Raw genomic sequence first — 22,316 nt, forward strand, 5'->3', positions numbered from 1 at the left:
ATGCCGTTAAGATTGCCGGATAAATTGCCGGCTATTGAAATTCTGAAGAAAGAAAATATATTTGTAATGGACGAAACCCGTGCTCACAGCCAGGAAATTCGCCCGTTGAAAATCGTTGTCTTAAATCTTATGCCATTGAAGATAACGACAGAGACTGACTTGGTGCGCTTACTTTCAAACACACCGTTACAGGTAGAAATATATTTTATGAAACTGAAAAGTCATACTCCCAAGAACACACCTATTGAGCATATGATGATGTTTTATAAGGATTTTGACGAACTCAGCAAGCAGAAGTTTGACGGAATGATAATCACAGGTGCTCCGATAGAGACAATGGATTATGAAGATGTTCAATATTGGCCCGAGATAACAAATATTTTTGATTGGGCGCGTACGCATGTCACCAGTACAATGTATCTTTGTTGGGGTGCAATGGCTGCACTTTATCATTTCTACGACATACCAAAATATTCATTATCAAAGAAAATGTTTGGAATCTTTGGACAATATCCTTTAGAACCTACATTGCCAATATTCCGTGGTTTTGACGACTTGTTCAATATGCCACAGAGTCGTCACACAGAAGTTCATCGTGACGATATTGAGAAGGTTGATGATTTAAAGATAATCGCTGAATCTCCTGATAGTGGTGTTAGTATGGTCATGGCACGTGGTGGTAGAGAATTCTTCATTACTGGTCATCTTGAATATGCCCCTGATACTCTTGATAAAGAATATAAGCGAGATCTTGGCACAAGAGACGATGTTGAATTGCCTTTTAATTATTATAGAGATAACAATCCTGATAATGATCCTCTTGTTACTTGGCGTGCGCATGCTAACCTTTTATATAGCAATTGGATTAATTACTATGTATATCAGGAAACTCCATATAACATTGATGATATTCGTTAATAAGTAACTGTAAATAAAGAAATTAGATATAATGCGTTCACTTGAATTATTAGCTCCGGCAAAAAATATTGAATGTGGAATGGCTGCAATCAGTCATGGTGCTGATGCCGTCTATATAGGAGCATCACGTTTTAGTGCACGTGCTGCTGCTGGAAATTCTGTTGAAGACATAAAGACGTTGTGTGATTATGCTCATCAGTTTGGTGCAAAGGTGTATGTAACTGTCAATACGATTATATATGATAACGAAATTGATGATACACGCAAACTACTTTTACAGTTAAACGAAATAGGAGTTGATGCTTTGCTTGTTCAGGATATGGGTGTTCTGAAACTTGTTGAAGAACTGAAAGAAAAAGATGGCTTTAGCATAGAACTTCATGCCTCTACTCAAACAGATAATCGCAGTTCTAATAAAGTTGAATATCTTCGTGAACTTGGTTTCAAACGTGCAGTACTCGCACGTGAATTGTCTGCTGAAGAAATAGCAGCAATACATCAGAATGTTCCAAACATTGAATTGGAGGTATTTGTTCATGGTGCCCTCTGTGTTAGTTATTCAGGTGTATGTTATGCTTCTCAATATTGTTTTAATCGTAGTGCTAATAGGGGAAAGTGTGCCCAATTCTGTCGCATGAAATTTGATCTTGTAGATTCAGAAGACCATGAGATAGAGCATCAGCGTCACCTGTTGTCATTGCGTGATATGTGCCAGATTGATAATTTGGAACTGCTTGCTGAAAGTGGAGCTTGTTCTTTCAAGATAGAAGGTAGACTTAAAGATGTTGATTATGTAAAGAATGTTGTTGCAGCTTATAGTTCACAGCTTGACAAAATCATCAAGAAGCATCCTACAGTCTATCGTCGTGCTTCTTTCGGAAAAGTGGAATATGCCTTTGAACCTAATCTCAAAAAAACTTTCAATAGAGGTTTTACAACCTATTTCCTTAATGGTCGCCAACCTGATATCGCTAGTTTCGATACTCCAAAGGCAATGGGCGAATATGTAGGTAAGGTGAAGGAAATTAGTTCTAATTCATTTAATGTTGCCGGCACAGCTATGTTTGCAAATGGTGATGGATTGTGCTTTATCAATGGTGAACACGAATTAGAAGGTTTCCGCGTAAATAAAGCTGTTGGTAATAGATTGTTCCCATTCAAGATGCCTGAGCATTTAAAACCGGGAACAGTTCTTTATCGTAATAATGATGTAGCTTTTAATAAGCTGTTGACCGGTGATACTGCAGAGCGAAAGATAGCTATTAAAATGTTTTTTGAAGCTATTGATGGAGGCTTTTCTTTAAGGATATTCAATGACGAGTTGAACTTCTCTGCAACATCAACGATAGTGTTTGAACATCAGACAGCCAATAAGCCACAACATGATAATATTGTAAGACAACTTGGTAAATTGGGAAATACGGTTTATCATTGTTCAGATATAATCATTGCTGAAGGTGCTGATCAGTATTTCATTCCATCAAGTCTGTTGTCTGATCTGCGTCGTGATGTAATAGAAAAACTTGCAATGGTAGGAGTTGTCACAACAAATATCGAATATAGCTCTTTGCCTGAAAGTTCTATTAAAGAAAATACATTCCCAAAAGAGTATGGCAAACATCCATACCTATATAATATATCAAATGAACTTGCACGTGATTTTTATGAGAATAAGGGATTGATTAAATATCAGCCAGCCTATGAGCTTTCACCGGTAAAGCAACCTCTCATCATGCAGTGCAGGCATTGTCTTCGTTATACTTTTGGATATTGTGTGAAACGTGGTGGACAGAAACCTCAATGGAGCGAACCTTTATATCTTCGACTATATGATGGTAGAAAGTTTAGATTGGAATTTAATTGTGCTGAATGTCAGATGAATGTCTATGCAGAATAATAAGATCAACAATAATATTTTTTGGTTGGTGAGCTTGATGGTCACAGTTCTCCTACTGTTTTCTTCTTGTTATCATCACAAGCCTGTAACTCATGGTGCTATGGTAACATATAGTGCAAAACAGAAAGACTCTTTGTCTTTTGAAAGTAATCATTATTATACCAAGAATTATAATTTTATTGTTAAGTCTGATTCTCTGGCTCTTATCAGACAGCAGCCAGAGGAAGTTTCTGCATATCTGCCTACTGACACTATATATCTGCACAAGCACGATCATCTAGTTGTTGCTGATATAAGAATTATACCTACAGATTCAATTGATTCTGTATGGGTACAGGTAGCACGTGATCAGTCTACATTCGGTTGGCAACGTGAGTCAATATTATTACCAAAAGTGGTTCCTGACGATCCCATCTCACAATTCATTTCAATATTCTCCGATGCCCACTTGTTGATATTCCTTGTTGTATTGGCATTAATAGCATTCAGTTATCTTATTCGTACTATTATGCGTAAAAATGCCAAGATAGTACATTTCCGTGATATAGATTCGTTTTATCCAACTCTCTTGGCTATCATCGTTGCATGTTCTGCTACTTTTTATGCCAGTATTCAGAATTTTGTTCCTGATGTTTGGCGTCATTTTTATTTTCACCCTACATTGAATCCATATTCAGTAGCTCCATTGTTGTCTATATTCTTGGTTTCAGTATGGGCTATTCTTATTGTTGCAATAGCAGCCGTTGATGATGCACTTCATAAACTACCATTCTCAGAAGCTGTGCTTTATCTTGGTGGTTTGGCTGGGGTATGTGCTGTAAATTATATATTGTTTAGCATCACAACTTTATATTATATAGGATATATATTCTTGGTAGCTTATGTCTTTTTTGCATTGTATAGATTCATTTCAACTAATCGTACAACGTATATATGTGGAAATTGTGGAGCATCTATGCGTCATAAGGGACATTGTCCTGTTTGTGGTGCCGAAAATTCATAATAAATAAGGATTTCATAATACTATTTAAATCGTTATCTTTGCATCCGTAAATTATTACGGAATATGAATAAGAATATATCTCTGGCAATTATATTTGCCGCGGCTTCTCTTGGTAGTTCAATGGCAGGAACATTGCGTAATCCTTTTGCCAACATCAGTCTCCTTGACTCATCACGTGTTCATGACTTGGATGAGGTTGTTGTCATCAGTCAGCCGAAAGAATTTCAAAGACTTCGTCAGCAATCTTTAAGCAGTAGTGTATTTTCAAGTAAGGAAATATATAGTTTAGGTGTTCGCGATATTCGCGAGTTGTCTGTATATGTTCCTTCTTTTGCTATGCCTAATTATGGTTCACGCATCACTTCTTCAATGTATATGCGTGGTATAGGCAGTAGAGTAAATAGTCCGGCAGTTGGATTCTATCTTGATGGAATGCCACTTATAAGCAAGAGTGCATTTAATTTCCATACCTATCAGCTTGATTGTGTTGATGTATTGCGTGGTCCTCAGGGAACTCTTTATGGACAGAATACCGAAGGTGGACTAGTAAGACTTTATACCAAGAACCCTCTTAATTATCAGGGTACAGATGTCAATCTGGGTATCGGCTCACGTCTTTATCGCAATGTTGAGTTTGCTAATTATTCAAAGTTTAGCGATAAGTTTGGTATGTCATTGGCTGGTTTCTATAATGGACAGAATGGCTTTTTCCGTAATACTTATTCTGGTGAACATGCTGATAAATATAACGAAGCTGGTGGACGTCTGCGATTAGTAGCTGAACCTACCGACAGAATCAGTCTTAACTTCCTTGCTGATTATCAATATGTAAATCAGAATGGTTTTCCTTATGGAATGTTGAATGCAGAAACTGGTTCTACAGCGATGCCAAATACTAATAGACAGTCTGGTTATCGTCGTAATATGTTGAACACTGCATTTACCTTTGGTTTCAAGGCTAATTATTTTGATTTCACAAGTACTACAAGTTATCAGTATCTTCGTGATAACATGCTTATGGATCAAGACTACCTTCCTCAGGATTATATGCACTTGGAGCAGCGTCAATTCCAGAATGCTATTACTCAGGAGTTTGCCCTTAAAGGCAACCATGCTGTAGGTGGTTTCTGGCATTGGACTTTTGGAACATATTTCTCCTCACAATGGTTGAAAACTGATTCTCCTGTATATTTTGACGACGATATGAATAAGATGTTGTCTAATAGTATCACTGCTTATGCCTATAATGGTATGCTTCAGGCAATGGCTAAGCGCATGGGGGAGCAGGCTGCCGCTGCGCTTATTCAGCGTATGGGTGGATGTAAAATCAATATGACGATGTCTACTGTTCCTGGATTGTTCCACACACCAACAACAAACTTAGCTTTTTATCATGAGTCTGCTTTTGATATAACAAAACGTCTAACTGCCACATTGGGTTTACGCTATGATTATTCTCATGTTGCTATTGATTACGCTACCAGTGCATCTGTAAAATTATCAGAAGATGTAATGGGACAGCATGTTGACGCACTTGTTTCTACATATCTTACTAATAAAAATCATGATAATTTTGATCAATTATTACCAAAGTTTGGTTTGAACTATCGCATTAGTGATGATGGTAGCAACGTTTATGCTACTGTTAGCAAGGGATATCGTGCTGGTGGTTTCAATATGCAGATGTTCTCCGACGTGCTTCAGACAGAACTTTCAGCAAGTGCTCAGTCTGCACATGGAAACATGGTATTGCAGCATGATGCTCAATATTATGATAATATATCAAAGACAATATCATATAAGCCAGAGACCAGTTGGAACTATGAGGCTGGAACTCATATGAACTTATTCAATAATTCTATCCACTTTGATTTTTCTGCCTATTACATGCAGATTAATAATCAACAACTTTCTGTTATGGCTGGAAATTACGGATTTGGTCGTATGATGACTAATGCTGGCAAGAGTTATAGCTGCGGTATTGAGGCTTGTCTTCGTGGTAATGCGTTCAATGATCATATGACTTGGGGCGTAAGCTATGGTTTGACACATGCTGCTTTCAAAGATTATATTGATGGTGAGGGTGCTAAGGCCGTTGATTATTCAGGAAAATATGTTCCTTTTGTACCAATGCATACCATCGGTGCTTACACAGATTATCGTTTTGATATGTCATGTGGCATGCTCAAAAGTATCACTTTGGGTGCTAATGTCAATGCTCAGGGCAAGACATATTGGGATGAAGCAAATACTTATTCTCAAAACTTGTATGCTGTGCTAGGTGCTCATGCAGATGCAGACTTTGGTAAAGTTATCGTTAGTTTCTGGGGACGTAATTTGACTGACACAAAATATAATACCTTCGCAGTTCAGACAGCTGCTACAGGAGTAAATTATACTTTCGCCCAATTGGGAAATCCTTTCCAATGTGGTGTAGATGTAAGATTGCATTTTTAAGAAATATATAACTGTTAGTGAAAGCCGCCCAATGGATGATTCTGTTGGACGGTTTTTCGATTATATACCTAGCCTTATTCATTTGTCATGCAACACACACACATTAATTTATTCTGGAGATACAGTTTGCCACAAATGTGTTGTAATGCATGATTGTTAATATTGGTAATTCTAGGTTAACGATAGCTTTTTATAGCATAAAGGCATCTGCCTTGTAAAAAAAATACTTTAAGTTTGCAATTACAATACAACCTGAATAAATAATACATTAGACTGATGCAATGAAAAAAGTTGGAATTATATTATTATTGTTAATAAGTAATCTATGCCTCACAGCCCAAACAAGAATGATTGTCATGTCAGATATTGGTGGTTCTGACCCTGATGACACACAATCATTAGTGCATTTATTTGTTTCATTAGACCAAGTTGAGTTAGAAGGCTTTATATCTCAGCATGCCTGGGTTCCTTATGGCCATGGAGCAATACAACTCATCAATAATATGATTAACAGTTACGAAGCTGTTCTGCCTAATTTAAGGGTGCATAGTGCGGCATATCCTTCTGCTGCATATCTTCGGTCTATCGTTAAGCAAGGACAACCAGAAGCTGCCATGCATGGAGTAGGTGAAGGCAAAGACAGTGAGGGGTCTGAATGGATTATTAAAATTGTAGATCAAGACGATCCACGACCAGTATGGATATCAGCATGGTCAGGACTTAGCACGCTTGCACAAGCGCTTTGGAAAGTTAGTCACATAAGAACAAAGAGTCAGGTTGATGCGTTTGTTCGCAAGATTCGCGTGTATGATGTCTTAGGACAAGACGATGCTGGAGCTTGGATCGTAAAGAATTTCCCTAATATTATTTATATCCGAAACAAGGAAATATATGGTTGGGCACCATCCGACCAATGGACAAAAGATAAAATACAAGATGTAGGTCAGTTAGGTGCTATTTATCCAAATAGAATTTGGGCTATAGAGGGAGACTCTCCATCATTTATGTATTGTCTAAATAATGGGCTTAACGTCCCTGAACATGCCGAATATGGTGGATGGGGTGGTAGATTTGCTACCAAACGTATTGCAGACATTCGAGGTATGGACTGGGTGAAGAAGAATGGTCTCGACGAAACACAATATGACCCTTACTACATGATACCTTCTGCTTCAGAAGGCGCAAATGCCATACTAAGATGGAAGAATGATATCTACAATGACTTTGCTGCTAGGATGCAGTGGACCGTATGTTCCAACTTTAAGGATGCTAACCATCATCCTGTTGTCGTAATAGGTAATAATAACGGTAAAGAAATCCTTGTGTTGAAAGTAAAAGCAGGGCAGAAGGTCGTTTTAAACGCAGCGAAATCGTATGATCCAGATCATAACAAGTTGACCTATGATTGGAACTATTATAAAGAACCTTCCACCTATAAGGGCGATGTAGATTTGAATATTTCTCAATATGCTGTGTGTAGCTTCATTGTCCCCAAGAATGCAGCCAATCGCACGATACATATCATTCTCAGAGTCGTTGACAATGGTGTTCCTATGTTGACATCTTATAGGCGAATCCTCTTGAATGTTTTACCACTTTAATACTATGAAAAGTAGCCGAGAATAAAAAAACAAAATATTTTATGGTTTTGTGTGGGGGAATTTGATTTCTATTCGTTTTATATATAGACATGATATAACTATCGAAATTTTAATAACATGAATAAAAGATATTTATTAGGCTTTGATGTAGGCAGTAGTTCAGTAAAAGCATCTCTTGTAGATGTTGAAACTGGTGAAATATCTGCAACAGCCTTTTACCCTGAAAAAGAAGCACCTATTATAGCTGTAAAGGCTGGATGGGCTGAACAGAATCCACAAATGTGGTGGGACAACGCTAAATTATCCCTTAAAAAGATAATGGCAGAGACTAATGCTAAAGGCGAGGATATTCTTGCTATTGGTATTTCTTATCAGATGCATGGTCTTGTATGTGTTGATAAAAATAAAGAAGTGTTGCGCCCAAGTATTATTTGGTGTGACTCTCGCGCTGTTCCTTATGGCGAGCGTGCATTTAAAGAACTTGGTTCTGAAAAGTGTCTTGGTCATCTGCTTAACTCTCCAGGTAATTTCACCGCTGCTAAGTTAGCATGGGTTAAAGAAAATGAACCTGAATTGTTTGCTAAGATAGACAAGATAATGTTGCCCGGTGACTATATTGCTATGAAGTTGTGTGGCGATATCCGTACAACAATAAGCGGTTTGTCTGAAGGAATGATGTGGGACTTCAAAGCTAAGAAGCCTGCAAAGTTCTTGCTTGATTACTTTGGCTTTGATGAAAGCATGCTTGCAGACATCGTACCAACATTCTCTGTTCAGGGTGAAGTTTCTCTTGAAGCTGCTAAAGAATTAGGACTCAAGGAAGGCACACCTATCAGCTATCGTGCTGGTGATCAGCCTAACAATGCTGTCAGCCTCAATGTGTTTAATCCTGGCGAGATTGCAAGTACTGCTGGAACATCTGGTGTAGTATATGGTGTGCTCGGTGATGTTAACTATGATCCAAAGAGTCGTGTAAACACATTCGCACATGCCAACTATACAACAGAACTTGATCGTCTAGGCGTATTGCTTTGCATCAATGGTACAGGTATATTGAATGCATGGGTACATAGAAATATCACTCCAAACTATAGCTATAACGAAATGAATGATCTTGCATTGTCTGTACCTATTGGCAGTGAAGGTGTTAAGATTATACCATTTGGAAATGGTGCAGAGAGAGTACTTGAAAACAAGGAAGTAGGCTGCTCTGTTCAAGGATTGAGTTTCAACAAGCATAATCAGGCACATCTCGTTCGTGCAGCACAAGAAGGTATCGTCTTCAGTTTCTGTTATGGTATGGAAGTGATGCAGCACATGGGAATGAATATTAATGACATTCATGCTGGCAAGGCAAATATGTTCCTTAGCCCAATGTTCAGGGATACGCTTGCTGGTGTTAGCGGTGCAACAATTGAATTATATGATACAGACGGCAGTGTTGGTGCTGCTAAGGGTGCTGGTATGGGTGCCGGTATCTATAAAGATAATGTAGAAGCATTCTCAACATTGAAGAAATTGGATGTAATAGAACCTGACGAAACAAAACGTGATGCATATCTCAGTGCTTATGCAGAATGGAAAGAAGCTTTGGCAGCGTCTATTAATAAATAAACCTAAGATAAATTTGATTTAAAAACCTAAATATTTAAAATTATGGCAAAAGAGTATTTTCCACAGATTGGTAAGATTCCTTTTGAAGGAACAAAAAGTAAGAACCCTATGGCTTTCCACTATTATGATTCAGAAAAGGTCGTAATGGGTAAGAAAATGAAGGATTGGTTGAAGTTCGCTATGGCTTGGTGGCATACACTGGGTGGAGCTAGTGGAGACCAGTTTGGTGGACAGACTCGTTCTTATGAATGGGATAAGGCTGCAGACGCTGTACAGCGTGCTAAAGATAAGGCAGATGCAGGTTTCGAGATTATGGACAAGTTGGGTATCAACTATTTCTGTTTCCATGACATCGACTTAGTAGACGAAGGTAAGGATGTTGAAGAGTATGAGGCTCGTATGGTAGCTGTTACAGACTACTTGAAAGAGAAACTTGCTCAGAATCCTGACAAGCATCTTCTTTGGGGTACTGCAAACGTATTCAGTAACAAGCGTTACATGAATGGTGCTTCTACAAACCCTGACTTTGACGTTGTTGCACGTGCTATCGTACAGATAAAGAACGCTATCGACGCAACTATTAAGTTGGGCGGTACAAACTATGTATTCTGGGGTGGACGTGAAGGTTATATGAGCCTTCTTAACACAGATCAGAAGCGTGAAAAAGAGCACATGGCACAGATGCTTACTGCTGCTCGTGACTATGCTCGTTCTAAGGGCTTTACAGGTACATTCTTGATTGAGCCAAAACCAATGGAGCCAACAAAGCATCAGTATGATGTAGATACAGAGACTGTAGTAGGTTTCTTGAAAGCTCATAATCTTGACAAGGACTTCAAGGTAAATATCGAGGTTAACCACGCAACTCTTGCTGGTCATACTTTCGAGCATGAACTTGCTGTTGCTGTTGACAATGGTATGCTCGGTTCTATCGATGCTAACCGTGGTGACGCTCAGAACGGATGGGATACAGACCAGTTCCCAATCGATAATTATGAGATGACACAGGCTATGCTTGAGATTATCCGCAACGGTGGTCTTGGCAATGGTGGTACAAACTTCGATGCTAAGCTTCGTCGTAACTCAACTGATCAGGATGATCTATTTATCGCTCATATCAGCGGTATGGATACTATGGCTCGTGCTTTGGAGAATGCAGCTGCAATCTTGGAAGAAAGTGCACTTCCTAAGATGAAGAAGGAGCGTTATGCTAGCTTCGACAAAGGTCTTGGTAAAGACTTCGAAGCAGGTAAACTTTCTTTCGAGCAGGTTTACGAATATGGTAAGAAGGTTGAAGAGCCAAAGCAGACTTCAGGTAAGCAGGAACTCTATGAGACTATTGTTGCTTTGTATGCAAAATAATTGATTATATACCGAGATGTTAAGGTTTCAACTCGGTTTATTATATGGAAAGGGCAGATTTTATCTGCCCTTTCTTTGTATATAGGAAAAAAATGTTTAACTTTGAAGCATCTTTAAAAAACTATAATATAGATATGGCAGATAAGAATAACCATTTAGTTATAATGGCTGGTGGAGTTGGGAGCAGATTCTGGCCGATGAGTACTCAGGAATGCCCTAAACAATTTATTGATGTTCTTGGAGTAGGCAAGTCGTTGCTTCAGCTAACAAGGGATCGTTTCAAAGATATTTGCGACCCTGAAAATGTGTGGATTGTTACTAACAAGAAATATTTTGATAAATGCCACGAGCAACTGCCTGAGGTACCATTAAAGAATATCCTTCTTGAACCATGTCGCAGAAACACTGCTCCATGTATAGCTTATGTTAGCTGGAAGATAAAGTCTGTAGATCCTAAAGCTAATATTGTTGTCAGTCCAAGTGATCATATTGTTACAGATACTGCCGAGTTTGCGCGAGTAGTGAAGTCTTGCATGAAATTCACAGGTGAGACAGATTCTATTGTCACCCTTGGCATGAAACCTAATAGACCTGAGACAGGGTATGGTTATATTCAAGCAGACCTGTCAGTGCATTCCCCTCGCAACAAAGAGATATTTCGTGTTGATTCATTCCGTGAAAAGCCAGATTTGAATACAGCCGAACAGTATATTCGCAAAAATAATTATTTTTGGAATGCTGGTATCTTCATTTGGAATGTCAGTACTATTGTGAATGCTTTCAGAGTTTATCAGCCTTCAATGGCGAAGTTGTTTGAAAGCATGCTTAGTATTTATGGGACTCCACAAGAGCAGGAAATGATAGATAAATATTATTGTGAGTGCGATAATATCTCTGTCGACTATGCAATAATGGAAAAAGCAGAAGAGATCTTTGTCTGTCCAGCTAATTTCGGATGGAGTGATCTTGGTACATGGGGAAGTCTGCTTATGCAAAATCGCAAGGACCTTTATGGAAATAGTATTATTGGTGATAACATATCTTTATTTGATACCCATAACACCATTGTTCATGCACTGAAAGAGAAAAAAGTGGTAATCCAGGGACTTGATGGATATATTGTTGCGGAAAGTGATGGTAAGTTGTTGATTTGTAAACTTAGCGAGGAACAGCGTATTAAGCAGTTTGCAGAAGATCAGGAAAAATAAACAATAAAACTTTATTTATAATAAAGGAGAAAAAAGAATATAAATATTTCATGGAAAAGAAAGTTGCTTTAATTACCGGTATTACTGGACAGGATGGTTCTTATCTTGCAGAATTTTTGCTTGATAAGGGTTATGATGTACATGGTACAATCCGTCGTTCATCAGTAGATTACCGCGAACGTATCGCGCATTTGGAGGGGAAACCAAATTTCCATCTTCATTATGCTGACCTTGGTGATTCAATGAGTATGTTGGGTGTTATTGGGAAAGTTTGCCCAACAGAAATATATAATCTTGCCGCACAGAGTCATGTTCAGGTAAGTTTTGACTCTCCTGAGTTTACTGCTGATGTTGATGCAGTTGGTGTATTGCGTGTCTTAGAGTCTGTTCGCCAGTTGGGCATGACTGATACATGTAGAATTTATCAGGCATCAACGTCAGAATTGTATGGAAAGGTTGAGGAAGTTCCTCAGAATGAGAATACACCATTCCATCCATACAGTCCTTATGCCGTAGCTAAGCAATATGGCTTTTGGATTGTAAGAGAATATCGTGAGGCTTATAACATGTTTTGCTGCTCAGGTATATTGTTTAACCATGAGAGTGAACGCAGAGGAGAGACTTTCGTAACAAGAAAGATTACTCTTGCTGTAGCTCGCATCAAACAGGGCAAGCAAGAAAAACTGTTCCTTGGTAACTTGGGTTCACTTCGTGACTGGGGATATGCAAAGGATTATGTTGAATGTATGTGGCTGATTCTTCAGCACAAGAAACCTGAGGACTTTGTTATAGCTACCGGTGTTCAGCATAGTGTACGCGAATTCTGCTATCATGCTTTCAAGCGTGTTGGTATAGAACTTGAATTCAAGGGCGAAGGAATGGATGAGAAGGGTATTGATAAGGCTACAGGAAAAGTACTTATTGAGGTTAGCCCAGACTTCTATCGTCCAACAGATGTTGTTAATCTTTGGGGTGACCCAACAAAGGCTAAGGCTGAGCTTGGTTGGAATCCAAGTAGGACAAGTTTCGAGGAACTTGTAAATATCATGGTAGACAGTGATATGGCAAAGGTCGCTTCGGATGGTGCGGCAGAACATGTGAGAACTAATTTGGCAGAATATCTTGAGAAAGGTATTGTGAAATAATAATTATGTTAGATAAGAATAGTAAGATATATGTTGCCGGTCATCACGGTCTTGTAGGATCGGCAATTTGGAACAACCTTAAATCAAGAGGTTATAATAATCTGATTGGTCGTGGGCATCATGAACTCGACCTGACTGATCAGTATGCTGTAAAGAAATTCTTTGATGAAGAGCGTCCTGATGCAGTGGTTCTTGCTGCCGCATTTGTTGGTGGTATCATCGCCAACTCTCTTTATCGTGCTGATTTCATTATGCAGAATATGAAGATTCAGTGTAATGTAATCAGTAATGCATATTCACATGGAGTGAAAAAACTGTTGTTTTTGGGTAGTACTTGTATTTATCCTAAGAATGCTCCGCAGCCAATGAAGGAAGAGGCTTTGCTTACTTCTCCGTTAGAATATACTAATGAAGAGTATGCAATAGCAAAGATTGCCGGACTTAAAATGTGTGAGAGCTATAACTTGCAGTATGGTACAAACTATATCGCCGTTATGCCTACCAACCTTTATGGTCCTAATGATAATTTCCATTTGGAGAATAGCCATGTCATGCCGGCTATGATGCGTAAGATTTATTTGGCAAAACTTATTCATGATAATGATTGGGATGAAATTCGTGTGGATATGGACAAGCGTCCTATCAATCCTACAGATAAGTTATGCGCTATTATTGGTGAAGGCAATGTCGACGGAAAGAATGATAAGGAACGTATTCTCAAGGCTCTTGCATTCTATGGTATAGAAGACAACAAGGTTACCCTTTGGGGTGACGGAAGTCCGCTACGTGAGTTTCTTTGGAGCGAAGACATGGCAGATGCCAGTGTTCACGTATTACTAAATGTTGATTTCAAAGATATCATAGGTATTGAGAAATATTCAAGTGTCTTCTATGGTGCCAAGATCAACGGCGCAGTAGACCGCAACAACAGTGAAGGTCGTGGTGGAGCTTTGCCAAAGTTAGGCGAGATTCGCAACTGTCACATCAATGTTGGTACAGGCAAGGAACTTACGATTAAGGAACTTGCAAACCTAGTTGTAAGAACTGTTGGTTTTGAAGGCAATGTTATCTGGGATGACAGCAAACCGAATGGTACTCCACGCAAGTTGATAGATGTAGATAAACTTCATCGTCTTGGTTGGACTCACAAGGTTGAGATTGAGGCAGGTGTTGAGCGTCTTTATGAATGGTATAGAGATTCATTGAAGAAATAATCATCTCAAAATATTGGTATGCACTAATAGTGCATCATTCAAAGAGGCGGTTTACCGCCTCTTTTTTTTGTATTTAGATTTACTCTTTTGTTAGATATTTTCTAAACAGAATTTAGCAAGTATGATGTATAGAATAAATCGTCAAGTTCACGAGTTGAGCAAATAAAACTACTAAATTAAGTAGTGAGGATAAATATTTTAAAATTTTGAAAACTGTACATAGGTTTTATAAATAAACAAGTGTCGTAATGTCTATTCACTGTATATCAATACGTTAGATGCACTTTTTTCAAAAGTAAACTGTCGGTAAACTGTCAAATGAGATTTTCGTTTCTATATAGAAACGAAAACTTTATATCGTAGAAATGGAAACTTTATGTCGTAGAAACAAAAACGTTTCCACGTAATAATGCAAACTTTACATCGTAGAAACGCATAAATGATGTCTCAAAATTGTATTTTAGATAACAAAAAATAAAAATTCAGAATGATAATAGCAAAAACTATGTTTTGTATAAAACAAAAAAGATAAAAAGAAGAGTTTTATGACATATCATTCAAAGTGATTTTACCTATTTTCTAAAGAAGATAATAAATTGCAATTAACGACACAAACTTGTCACTTCAATAATGAAAATTTGAAACGTATTATGTTGATAATCAATGTAAAGACACTTCGACGCTAGTATTTTTCAAAAACCCTATGTACGCGCGCGCGAAACTGTTTGAAATAATGTAACACACCACCGAGGTAACTTTGGCTAACATGCTCAGTTGTATTTCATTGCATCAACGAATAAATATAATTACCTTTGCAACCATATCCATAAATTATATAACTAGAAGTCAAGATAAAAAAGTACATATTCTATAGCAGATGATGCCGATCTACGCTGAGAAAAAACGTTTAATGAAATATATCTGTTGACAATATGTCATGGTAATGGTTGCCGAGATAAAATTGTCACGAATTGTTTAGTAAGTTAACAAGTGCAAGAGATAGTAAATCATGGTTAAATAAATATTAAGTTATGACTTTGTTAAATTAATGTTTTGTAAATTTGTAATTATAAAAGAATTTATTTCGATAGCTAAACCAACTAAAGAATTAAATGTCATAACTAAATTAACGTCGTAAACTAAAAAATACATGTCTATCATGAAACAAATAATAATTATTGTATTGGCTGTGATGTCATTAAATATCCATGCGCAAGACAACATAAGTAATGAACTTTCGCTAAGTGGAGGATTAATGACGGGTAGTGCATGCGATATGCGATTGTCATATATCCATTATATTAATAAATATGTAGGTTATGGTACTGCATTTGGTATCTACAAACAATGGCATAATGATTACTTACCACAAGGTGACATGGAATCTGAAAAGTGGAGTTCTTGGAATTTGAATAAAAGTGACAATAAAATGGAAAAATTATATATTGAACCAACTTTGTCGTTCAAAACTCCTGCATTGTTACATTTTGGGTCTTGGGAGATGGGACTTCAAGCAGAGCCAGGCATTATGATACAGATTCCTTATACTTTTGTACATATAGATTATATTGATAGAAACACTTATGAATCGTATGAAAAAGGAAGGTCAGCACATGCCTCGGATTGGTGCTTCTGGGATTTAAGAACCATGCTAAGGTTCAGTTTTAATGATGCTTTTTTTGCTGTTGGTTATGGTATATCTAATTTAGATGTCTATTCCCCTTGCAGATCAATGAGTGTAGAAGGGACAAGCTTCAATAGTGTTTATCCATCCAAAAAATTAAACCATTCCATATTTATAAAAGTTGGTGCTACTATTTGACGCTATTATATTATTTGAGTTTTCATTTATCTTATTTTACATATTAGTTTTATCTGTTTTGATGATGAAAATTTTAAGAGAAAATTTGCTATAATTGATAATATAAGAGTAATTTTATATAAAATACATATTGGATATTATTTTTTGTAATCTAAAAAAAAACACTTAAATTTGTACTGTTTGTGAATGTAGTATCAAATAGTACAGAAAGAGTTACTATTAATATTGCTAAGCTAAATCTATTGGAATATATAAAAACAGAGATATGAAATATAAACATCTATTATTTGATATTGACGGTACATTGGTTGACAATGAAAGTGCCGTAATAAATACATGGCAACAGACAATACAAGAACTTGTTGGGAGACATTTTGAGAAAGATGAACTTACCTTTGTATTAGGAATTCCTGGTGTTACAACCATGAAGAAGTTGGGAATAGAAAATTCGGAAGAAGCTTTTGCACGTTGGAGTGAACTATTTCAGGAACATAGAAACGAAATATCTCTGTTTGATGGGATTGAAGAAATGATTAATGAGCTAAAGAATAAACAGTATAAACTGGGACTGATTACTTCACGAACACGTGACGAGTTAAGCAACGATGATGCTTTATGTAAGATATTTCATCTTTTTGATATTGCTATCTGCGTTACTGATACTGCTCATCCCAAACCTTCAGCAGATCCAATACTCGCTTACTTTGAAAAGACAGGAGCTACGCCTGCGGAAACTCTTTATGTCGGTGATGCTGCTTATGACAGCCAATGTGCAGTCAATGCTAATGTAGACTTTGCACTAGCTACTTGGGGAAATGCAAAGAAAGGCATATCATGTAAATATCAATTTGATATGCCACACGATTTAATAGAACTGTTGTTGTAACAGGGTGCATTATCGTAATCGAATTCTGATGTTTTTTCTTGACTGAAAACGAGGATACGTCATGCATCGACATATCCTCGTATCTAATTAGTTATAAGCTTATTATAACTTTTTACCTATATAAAACATGTAACCGTAATATGCTTTGTATTTATCGTATAATTCTGCTTCATATCGCTGCGATGCAATAAATTCTTCAGCAGTTTTGTTTCCCTCATATTTTTTCAGGAAAGACACACCGTTGGCTGCTTGCATTTTATAGTAATCGGTCCATATAGTTTCTGGTAACATATATGTTGCAACAGGTAGATAACCAGCCTTTTGCATCTGGGCTACCTTGGTGGGAATGGTATCAATCTGTGGATAAGCTTCTTGCCAGAAATTCTTTATTTCTTGAGGTTGCTCCTCACGAAACCATGTGTTTTCTGTGATAGCGATATATCCGCCAGGTTTTAAGAACTTTCTCCATTCCTCTAATCCGCGTTCGAATCCGATGTTGTATATTGAACCCTCTGACCAGATAAGATCTAGTTCCTCTTCATGAAAGGGAAGGTGCTCCATATCTCCAACAATACCTTTAACTTTGTGTTGAAGGTTTAGATCCTTAGACTTCTGATTGAATTTATGGATAAAATTCTCCCAGATATCAACGCCGATAATTTCGCAAGATGTATGTGTGCCCAACGTCATCGTTTGACCACCAGTACCACATCCAATATCTGCAATTTTGGAGTTGTCTGTGAGACCATCAATAAAGCTTAGTGCTTTTATTGTTTCTCGAGAGTTTCCAGGTCCCTGTCTCTCTGTATTTGAAAAATATTCGTAAATGATGTTTAAGTCAAAATCATGAATTGATAGTTTGTTATTACTCATGTCATTAAAATTTGTGCATACAAAAAAGCATGTTTTTACTTTCTATTTTGTATGCAATTGATATTATATTATTTACAATAAATTATCTTCTCGAAAATAAATTTCCGAGAAAAAAGCAGGGATAATTTGTGTAAAAACTACACAAATTATTTACAATACAATATCCATGTAATGACTTAACATGCCACAAAGATATTAAATATACTTCAAATTACCAAAAAACACAGAATAAAAATATTTTGGTTTTTGCCGATGATGCGATTTCTCAGCCTAATATGAAAAAGACCATTGTTCAGCAGATGTAAGTGCTGAATCATTAATGGTTTAGTATATGATAAATAAAATAAAAAATGTGGATCTGATGACTATCTCATCTGTAGTTGCAAAATAGCATTAGTAACATTAAAAAAAAACTTTATAACGTTTTAAAGTCTGATGACAACGTTATAAAGCTTTTTGTTTATTGTGTAAATGTAAATTCTAAAATGATGAGCTTTATTTAGCTTCGTTCATCATACCTTCTATATAAAGGCGTGTCATTTCTGTCTTACCGTTAGTACGTATTGTGATGCTTTTTTTGAATCTACCAGGAAATTTGCCAGCACCATTATAAGTAACCTTTATTTCACCTTTCTGTCCTGGCATTATTGGTGCCTTTGGATAAGAAGGAACAGTGCATCCACAGCTTGCTACAGCCTGATTGATAACAAGAGGACCATCACCAATATTTGTAAAAGTGAATGTTGTTTTTTGAACAGGATCTTTTTCAGAAAAAGTCCCAAGATCAACAGTCACCTTGTCAAATCGGATATCAGCTTCTTTTTGTGCAGAAGCCATTGTAAAAAATGCCATAAGCATCATTGCTATTGTAATAATCTTTTTCATTGTCTCTAATTTTTCTAAATATGATTAATGTTATCGCAAAAGTAATAAAGATTTTGAATACTTATATGATAAAATCAGTTTTTTATAAAATATTAAACGTTCAATAAATTATGATGTTCTGATAAATATATACTTATGTATAATCAAATCATAAAAATAAATCCCTTCATCAATAAAGAGAAGGGATTTAATTATGTATTCTTTAATTACTATTATTAGTAACTTCTTGCTATAATTACACGACATTTTGCAGGCTTGCCTGATACCATGTCAATGCCTTCTGTTTGCTCGTAAGCAAATGGCACACATCTTATAGTAGCCTGAGTGTCTTCTTTAATCTTTGCTTCAGTTTCTTCTGTGCCATCCCAGTGACATAGATAGAAGCCTCCGCCTTTAACACGTTCTTTGAATTCATCATAGTTGTCACATTCGTAAATATGAGCATCACGATATTTTCTTGCTTTCTCAAACATATTGTTCTGAATATCATCAAGCAAGTCTTTAACTCGCTCAACAATTCCGTCAAAGCTAACGTTCTCTTTTTCCAAAGTGTCACGTCGCATGATTTCGATCGTGTTGTTTTCCAAATCACGTCCACCCATTACTAGACGTACAGGAATACCTTTCAGTTCATAGTCAGCAAATTTGAATCCTGGTCTCTTGTTGTCAGAATCATCATATTTAACGCTTACTCCAAGTTCCTGTAGCTTGTCTATTACAGGTTGTAGTTTTGCTGAAATAGCATTGTGCTGCTCGTCACCCTTGAAAATAGGTACTATTACTACCTCAATAGGAGCTAGCTTTGGAGGAAGAACAAGTCCGTTGTCATCGCTATGAACCATTATGAGTGCACCCATAAGGCGTGTGCTCACTCCCCATGATGTTGCCCATACATATTCAGGCTTGTTTTCTTTGTTTAAGAATGTAACGTCGAAACTCTTTGCGAAGTTTTGTCCCAAGAAGTGACTTGTTCCGCTTTGTAGGGCCTTACCGTCCTGCATCATAGCTTCAATAGTATATGTGTCAAGTGCACCGGCAAAACGTTCAGTTTCGCTCTTAACACCTTGCAGTACAGGTACAGCCATCCAATTTTCAGCAAAGTCGGCATACACTTTAAGCATTTTCTGTGCTTCTGCTTCAGCCTCTTCGCGAGTAGCGTGTGCAGTATGGCCTTCTTGCCACAGAAATTCTGATGTGCGAAGGAAAGGACGTGTGCGCATTTCCCAACGCATAACGTTACACCACTGGTTGCACATTAGAGGAAGATCCCTCCAAGAATGTATCCATCCTCTATATGTATTCCATATAATAGTTTCAGAAGTAGGACGGATTATCAGTTCTTCATCAAGTTTAGCAGCTGGATCAACAACAACAGTCTTTCCATCCTCACTTGATTTTAGTCTGTAATGAGTTACAACAGCACATTCCTTGGCAAATCCTTTTACGTGTTCAGCTTCTTTACTAAGGAAACTCTTTGGAATTAAGAGAGGAAAGTATGCATTTTGCACACCTGTTTTTTTGAATTCTTTGTCAAGTTGCTCCTTCATTTTTTCCCAAATAGCGAAACCGTATGGTTTAATTACCATACAACCACGGACAGGTGCTTGTTCTGCTAGGTCTGCCTTTGATACCAAGTCGTTATACCACTGGCTATAGTTGTCAGCTCGCTTGGTAAGTTCTTTAAGTTCTTTTGCCATTATATTAAGTTCTTATATTTTAATTTGTTTGCAAAATTACAAAAAAATGTTGGTAACCATCGTGTACAAATTAAAAAAAACATTATTTATTTTATTCTTACTCACAAACTTAGGTGAATATTGAATAATATAAGCTGTGCTTGGAAATATAAAATTTAAACAAGTTTTATTTTGATTTTTCACTCATTTACTTTATCTTTGCAGTCAGATTACGTGTAACATAAATTATTAGAGATTATGAAAAAATTAAAGATTGCCACATTAGGACTTTGTTTCCTAACAGTTTTTAGTTGCGCAACAAAGCAAGGTACAGGAGCTCTTATCGGCACAGGTGGTGGTGCTGTTCTAGGCGCAATTATTGGAAGAATTGCTGGTAACACAGCTGTTGGTGCTGCTATTGGTGGTGCTGTTGGTGCAGGAACTGGTGCCATTATTGGACATCATATGGATAAAGTTGCTGCAGAGGCTGCAAAGGTTAATAATGCAAAGGTTGAAGAGGTTACAGATGCTAATGGTCTGAAGGCTGTTAAAGTAACATTTGACAGTGGTATTTTGTTTGCTACAAACAAGGCAATTTTGAATTCAGGTTCAAAGAATGACCTTTCTAAATTCTCTTCTGTATTAAAGAATAATTCTGACTGCCACGTAGATATCTATGGCCATACTGATAACACAGGTAATGATGGTATCAATATTCCATTGAGCAACAATCGTGCACAGAGTGTTGTAGATTACCTTAAGAGCTGTGGGGTATCACCTTATCAGTTCCAAAAGGTAGAAGGTAAGGGAAGTTCTTCTCCTGTTGCTGACAACACAACTGCTGCGGGACGTCAGCAGAACCGTAGAGTAGAAGTTTATCTGTATGCTAGTCCAGCTATGGTAAATGCTGCAAACAACGGAACTCTTTCAGAATAAATTAAGTTAAACAAATTTTAATATTGGGGAGCATACTGTTTTGGTGTGCCCCTATTTTTTTAGTAAATGAAAACTAAAGTCTGGAAAATCGTTAGATGGGGAGTATCCTTGTTTTTTGCTTCAAGCATTTTGGCTGTAGTTGTGCTTCGTTTTATTCCCGTTTATTTCACGCCCTTAATGTTTATCAGATGTTTTCAGCAAGTAACCGAAGGTAAGAGCATGACGCTTCATCATCATTGGGTTCCGATAGATGAGATATCTGATCATCTTCCTGTTGCTGTAATGGCAAGTGAAGATCAACGATTCTTGCTACATCATGGTTTTGATTATGATGCTATTGAAAAGGCTGCTAAAAGAAATATTGAGGGAGGAAAGCGCAAATTGGGAGCAAGTACAATTAGTCAGCAAACTGCTAAAAATGTATTTTTGTGGCCAGGCCGTTCATGGGTGCGCAAGGGATTTGAAGTTTATTTCACAGCCCTTACTGAATTATTGTGGAGCAAGCAGCGTATAATGGAAGTGTATCTCAATTCTATTGAGATGGGTGATGGCATATATGGTGCAGATGCTGTTGCCGAATATAATTTCGGTAAAAAGGCTGAAGATCTGAGTCGTTCTGATTGTGCGCTCATTGCAGCAACATTGCCTAATCCTCGTAAGTTCAGCAGTAAGAATCCTGGACGTTACACGCGTAAACGCCAAAGACAAATATTGAGTAATATGAAATTTATTCCAAGTTTCCCTAAAGAGGGTGAGGACTATAATCCTTCAACTTCAGCTGGTGGTGTTTACTCAAGATAAAAAAGTTTTTATATTTTT

At 37.2% G+C, this 22,316-nt stretch carries 17 protein-coding genes; 14 read left to right on the forward strand and 3 right to left on the reverse strand.

The genetic code is table 11. The features are described from left to right. From metA to B045_RS0113130, 12 genes are all read left to right on the forward strand, one after another. A complete protein-coding gene (gene metA, locus B045_RS0113075; protein WP_018464716.1) occupies positions 1-918 on the forward strand; it encodes a homoserine O-acetyltransferase MetA in 918 nt (305 codons plus the stop codon). Positions 919-949: 31 nt separating this feature from the next. Then, positions 950-2,815 carry a peptidase U32 family protein gene (locus B045_RS0113080; RefSeq protein ID WP_018464717.1) on the forward strand — a complete coding sequence of 622 codons (1,866 nt, stop codon included), beginning with the start codon at positions 950-952 and terminating at the stop codon, positions 2,813-2,815. Then, a complete protein-coding gene (locus B045_RS0113085) occupies positions 2,799-3,818 on the forward strand; it encodes a hypothetical protein (protein ID WP_018464718.1) in 1,020 nt (339 codons plus the stop codon). Before B045_RS0113080 ends, B045_RS0113085 begins: the two co-directional genes overlap by 17 nt. Positions 3,819-3,938: 120 nt before the next feature. After that, entirely contained in the window at positions 3,939-6,275 is a 2,337-nt protein-coding gene (locus B045_RS0113090) for a TonB-dependent receptor (RefSeq protein WP_044067860.1), read from the forward strand. Between the two features lie 281 nt (positions 6,276-6,556). After that, on the forward strand, positions 6,557-7,876 hold the full coding sequence (locus B045_RS0113095) for a DUF1593 domain-containing protein (RefSeq protein WP_025883539.1): 1,320 nt from the start codon (positions 6,557-6,559) through the stop codon (positions 7,874-7,876). 117 nt (positions 7,877-7,993) lie between these two features. After that, positions 7,994-9,490 carry a xylulokinase gene (locus B045_RS0113100; RefSeq protein WP_018464721.1) on the forward strand — a complete coding sequence of 499 codons (1,497 nt, stop codon included), beginning with the start codon at positions 7,994-7,996 and terminating at the stop codon, positions 9,488-9,490. Between the two features lie 39 nt (positions 9,491-9,529). Continuing rightward, entirely contained in the window at positions 9,530-10,852 is a 1,323-nt protein-coding gene (xylA, locus tag B045_RS0113105; protein ID WP_154650177.1) for a xylose isomerase, read from the forward strand. A gap of 134 nt (positions 10,853-10,986) precedes the next feature. Further along, the gene (locus B045_RS0113110) at positions 10,987-12,060 is read left to right on the forward strand and encodes a mannose-1-phosphate guanylyltransferase (RefSeq protein WP_025883541.1); all 1,074 of its coding nucleotides are present in this window, start codon (positions 10,987-10,989) and stop codon (positions 12,058-12,060) included. Between the two features lie 50 nt (positions 12,061-12,110). Further along, complete coding sequence (gene gmd / locus B045_RS14750) at positions 12,111-13,205, forward strand: GDP-mannose 4,6-dehydratase (RefSeq protein ID WP_018464724.1); 1,095 nt, start codon at positions 12,111-12,113, stop codon at positions 13,203-13,205. Positions 13,206-13,210: 5 nt separating this feature from the next. Continuing rightward, positions 13,211-14,419 (forward strand): GDP-L-fucose synthase family protein, encoded by a 1,209-nt coding sequence (locus B045_RS0113120; protein ID WP_018464725.1) that lies wholly within the window; start codon positions 13,211-13,213, stop codon positions 14,417-14,419. 1,159 nt (positions 14,420-15,578) lie between these two features. Then, complete coding sequence (locus B045_RS0113125; protein ID WP_154650178.1) at positions 15,579-16,241, forward strand: hypothetical protein; 663 nt, start codon at positions 15,579-15,581, stop codon at positions 16,239-16,241. Positions 16,242-16,506: 265 nt separating this feature from the next. Then, on the forward strand, positions 16,507-17,127 hold the full coding sequence (locus B045_RS0113130) for an HAD family hydrolase (RefSeq protein ID WP_018464727.1): 621 nt from the start codon (positions 16,507-16,509) through the stop codon (positions 17,125-17,127). Between the two features lie 102 nt (positions 17,128-17,229). Here B045_RS0113130 and B045_RS0113135 read toward each other — a convergent pair whose 3' ends face one another. The 3 genes from B045_RS0113135 to proS form a co-directional block, all read right to left on the reverse strand. After that, positions 17,230-18,000, reverse strand: a complete 771-nt coding sequence (locus B045_RS0113135) for a class I SAM-dependent methyltransferase (RefSeq protein ID WP_018464728.1) — start codon at positions 17,998-18,000, stop codon at positions 17,230-17,232. Positions 18,001-18,495: 495 nt separating this feature from the next. Beyond that, the gene (locus tag B045_RS0113140; protein ID WP_018464729.1) at positions 18,496-18,885 is read right to left on the reverse strand and encodes a DUF1573 domain-containing protein; all 390 of its coding nucleotides are present in this window, start codon (positions 18,883-18,885) and stop codon (positions 18,496-18,498) included. Between the two features lie 215 nt (positions 18,886-19,100). Beyond that, positions 19,101-20,582: a proline--tRNA ligase gene (gene proS / locus B045_RS0113145; protein ID WP_018464730.1), complete on the reverse strand. Its 1,482-nt coding sequence runs from the start codon at positions 20,580-20,582 to the stop codon at positions 19,101-19,103. A 237-nt stretch (positions 20,583-20,819) separates the two neighbouring features. Here proS and B045_RS0113150 point away from each other — a divergent pair, with 237 nt between their 5' ends. Beyond that, positions 20,820-21,497, forward strand: coding sequence for an OmpA family protein (locus tag B045_RS0113150; protein WP_018464731.1), 678 nt, complete (start codon positions 20,820-20,822; stop codon positions 21,495-21,497). A 66-nt stretch (positions 21,498-21,563) separates the two neighbouring features. Continuing rightward, positions 21,564-22,298 carry a monofunctional biosynthetic peptidoglycan transglycosylase gene (gene mtgA, locus B045_RS0113155; RefSeq protein ID WP_025883548.1) on the forward strand — a complete coding sequence of 245 codons (735 nt, stop codon included), beginning with the start codon at positions 21,564-21,566 and terminating at the stop codon, positions 22,296-22,298. The last annotated feature ends 18 nt before the right edge of the window (positions 22,299-22,316 follow it).

The organism is Segatella paludivivens DSM 17968 = JCM 13650 (assembly GCF_000373185.1).
GTDB classification, from domain to species: Bacteria; Bacteroidota; Bacteroidia; order Bacteroidales; family Bacteroidaceae; genus Prevotella; species Prevotella paludivivens.

Bases quoted from the DNA above. Each gene is read 5' to 3' on its own strand.
- metA (WP_018464716.1), top strand. From the start codon at position 1: ATGCCGTTAAGATTGCCGGATAAATTGCCGGCTATTGAAATTCTGAAG.
- B045_RS0113080 (WP_018464717.1), top strand. From the start codon at position 950: ATGCGTTCACTTGAATTATTAGCTCCGGCAAAAAATATTGAATGTGGA.
- B045_RS0113085 (WP_018464718.1), top strand. From the start codon at position 2,799: ATGTCTATGCAGAATAATAAGATCAACAATAATATTTTTTGGTTGGTG.
- B045_RS0113090 (WP_044067860.1), top strand. From the start codon at position 3,939: ATGGCAGGAACATTGCGTAATCCTTTTGCCAACATCAGTCTCCTTGAC.
- B045_RS0113095 (WP_025883539.1), top strand. From the start codon at position 6,557: ATGAAAAAAGTTGGAATTATATTATTATTGTTAATAAGTAATCTATGC.
- B045_RS0113100 (WP_018464721.1), top strand. From the start codon at position 7,994: ATGAATAAAAGATATTTATTAGGCTTTGATGTAGGCAGTAGTTCAGTA.
- B045_RS0113110 (WP_025883541.1), top strand. From the start codon at position 10,987: ATGGCAGATAAGAATAACCATTTAGTTATAATGGCTGGTGGAGTTGGG.
- gmd (WP_018464724.1), top strand. From the start codon at position 12,111: ATGGAAAAGAAAGTTGCTTTAATTACCGGTATTACTGGACAGGATGGT.
- B045_RS0113120 (WP_018464725.1), top strand. From the start codon at position 13,211: ATGTTAGATAAGAATAGTAAGATATATGTTGCCGGTCATCACGGTCTT.
- B045_RS0113125 (WP_154650178.1), top strand. From the start codon at position 15,579: ATGAAACAAATAATAATTATTGTATTGGCTGTGATGTCATTAAATATC.
- B045_RS0113130 (WP_018464727.1), top strand. From the start codon at position 16,507: ATGAAATATAAACATCTATTATTTGATATTGACGGTACATTGGTTGAC.
- B045_RS0113135 (WP_018464728.1), bottom strand. From the start codon at position 18,000: ATGAGTAATAACAAACTATCAATTCATGATTTTGACTTAAACATCATT.
- B045_RS0113140 (WP_018464729.1), bottom strand. From the start codon at position 18,885: ATGAAAAAGATTATTACAATAGCAATGATGCTTATGGCATTTTTTACA.
- proS (WP_018464730.1), bottom strand. From the start codon at position 20,582: ATGGCAAAAGAACTTAAAGAACTTACCAAGCGAGCTGACAACTATAGC.
- B045_RS0113150 (WP_018464731.1), top strand. From the start codon at position 20,820: ATGAAAAAATTAAAGATTGCCACATTAGGACTTTGTTTCCTAACAGTT.
- mtgA (WP_025883548.1), top strand. From the start codon at position 21,564: ATGAAAACTAAAGTCTGGAAAATCGTTAGATGGGGAGTATCCTTGTTT.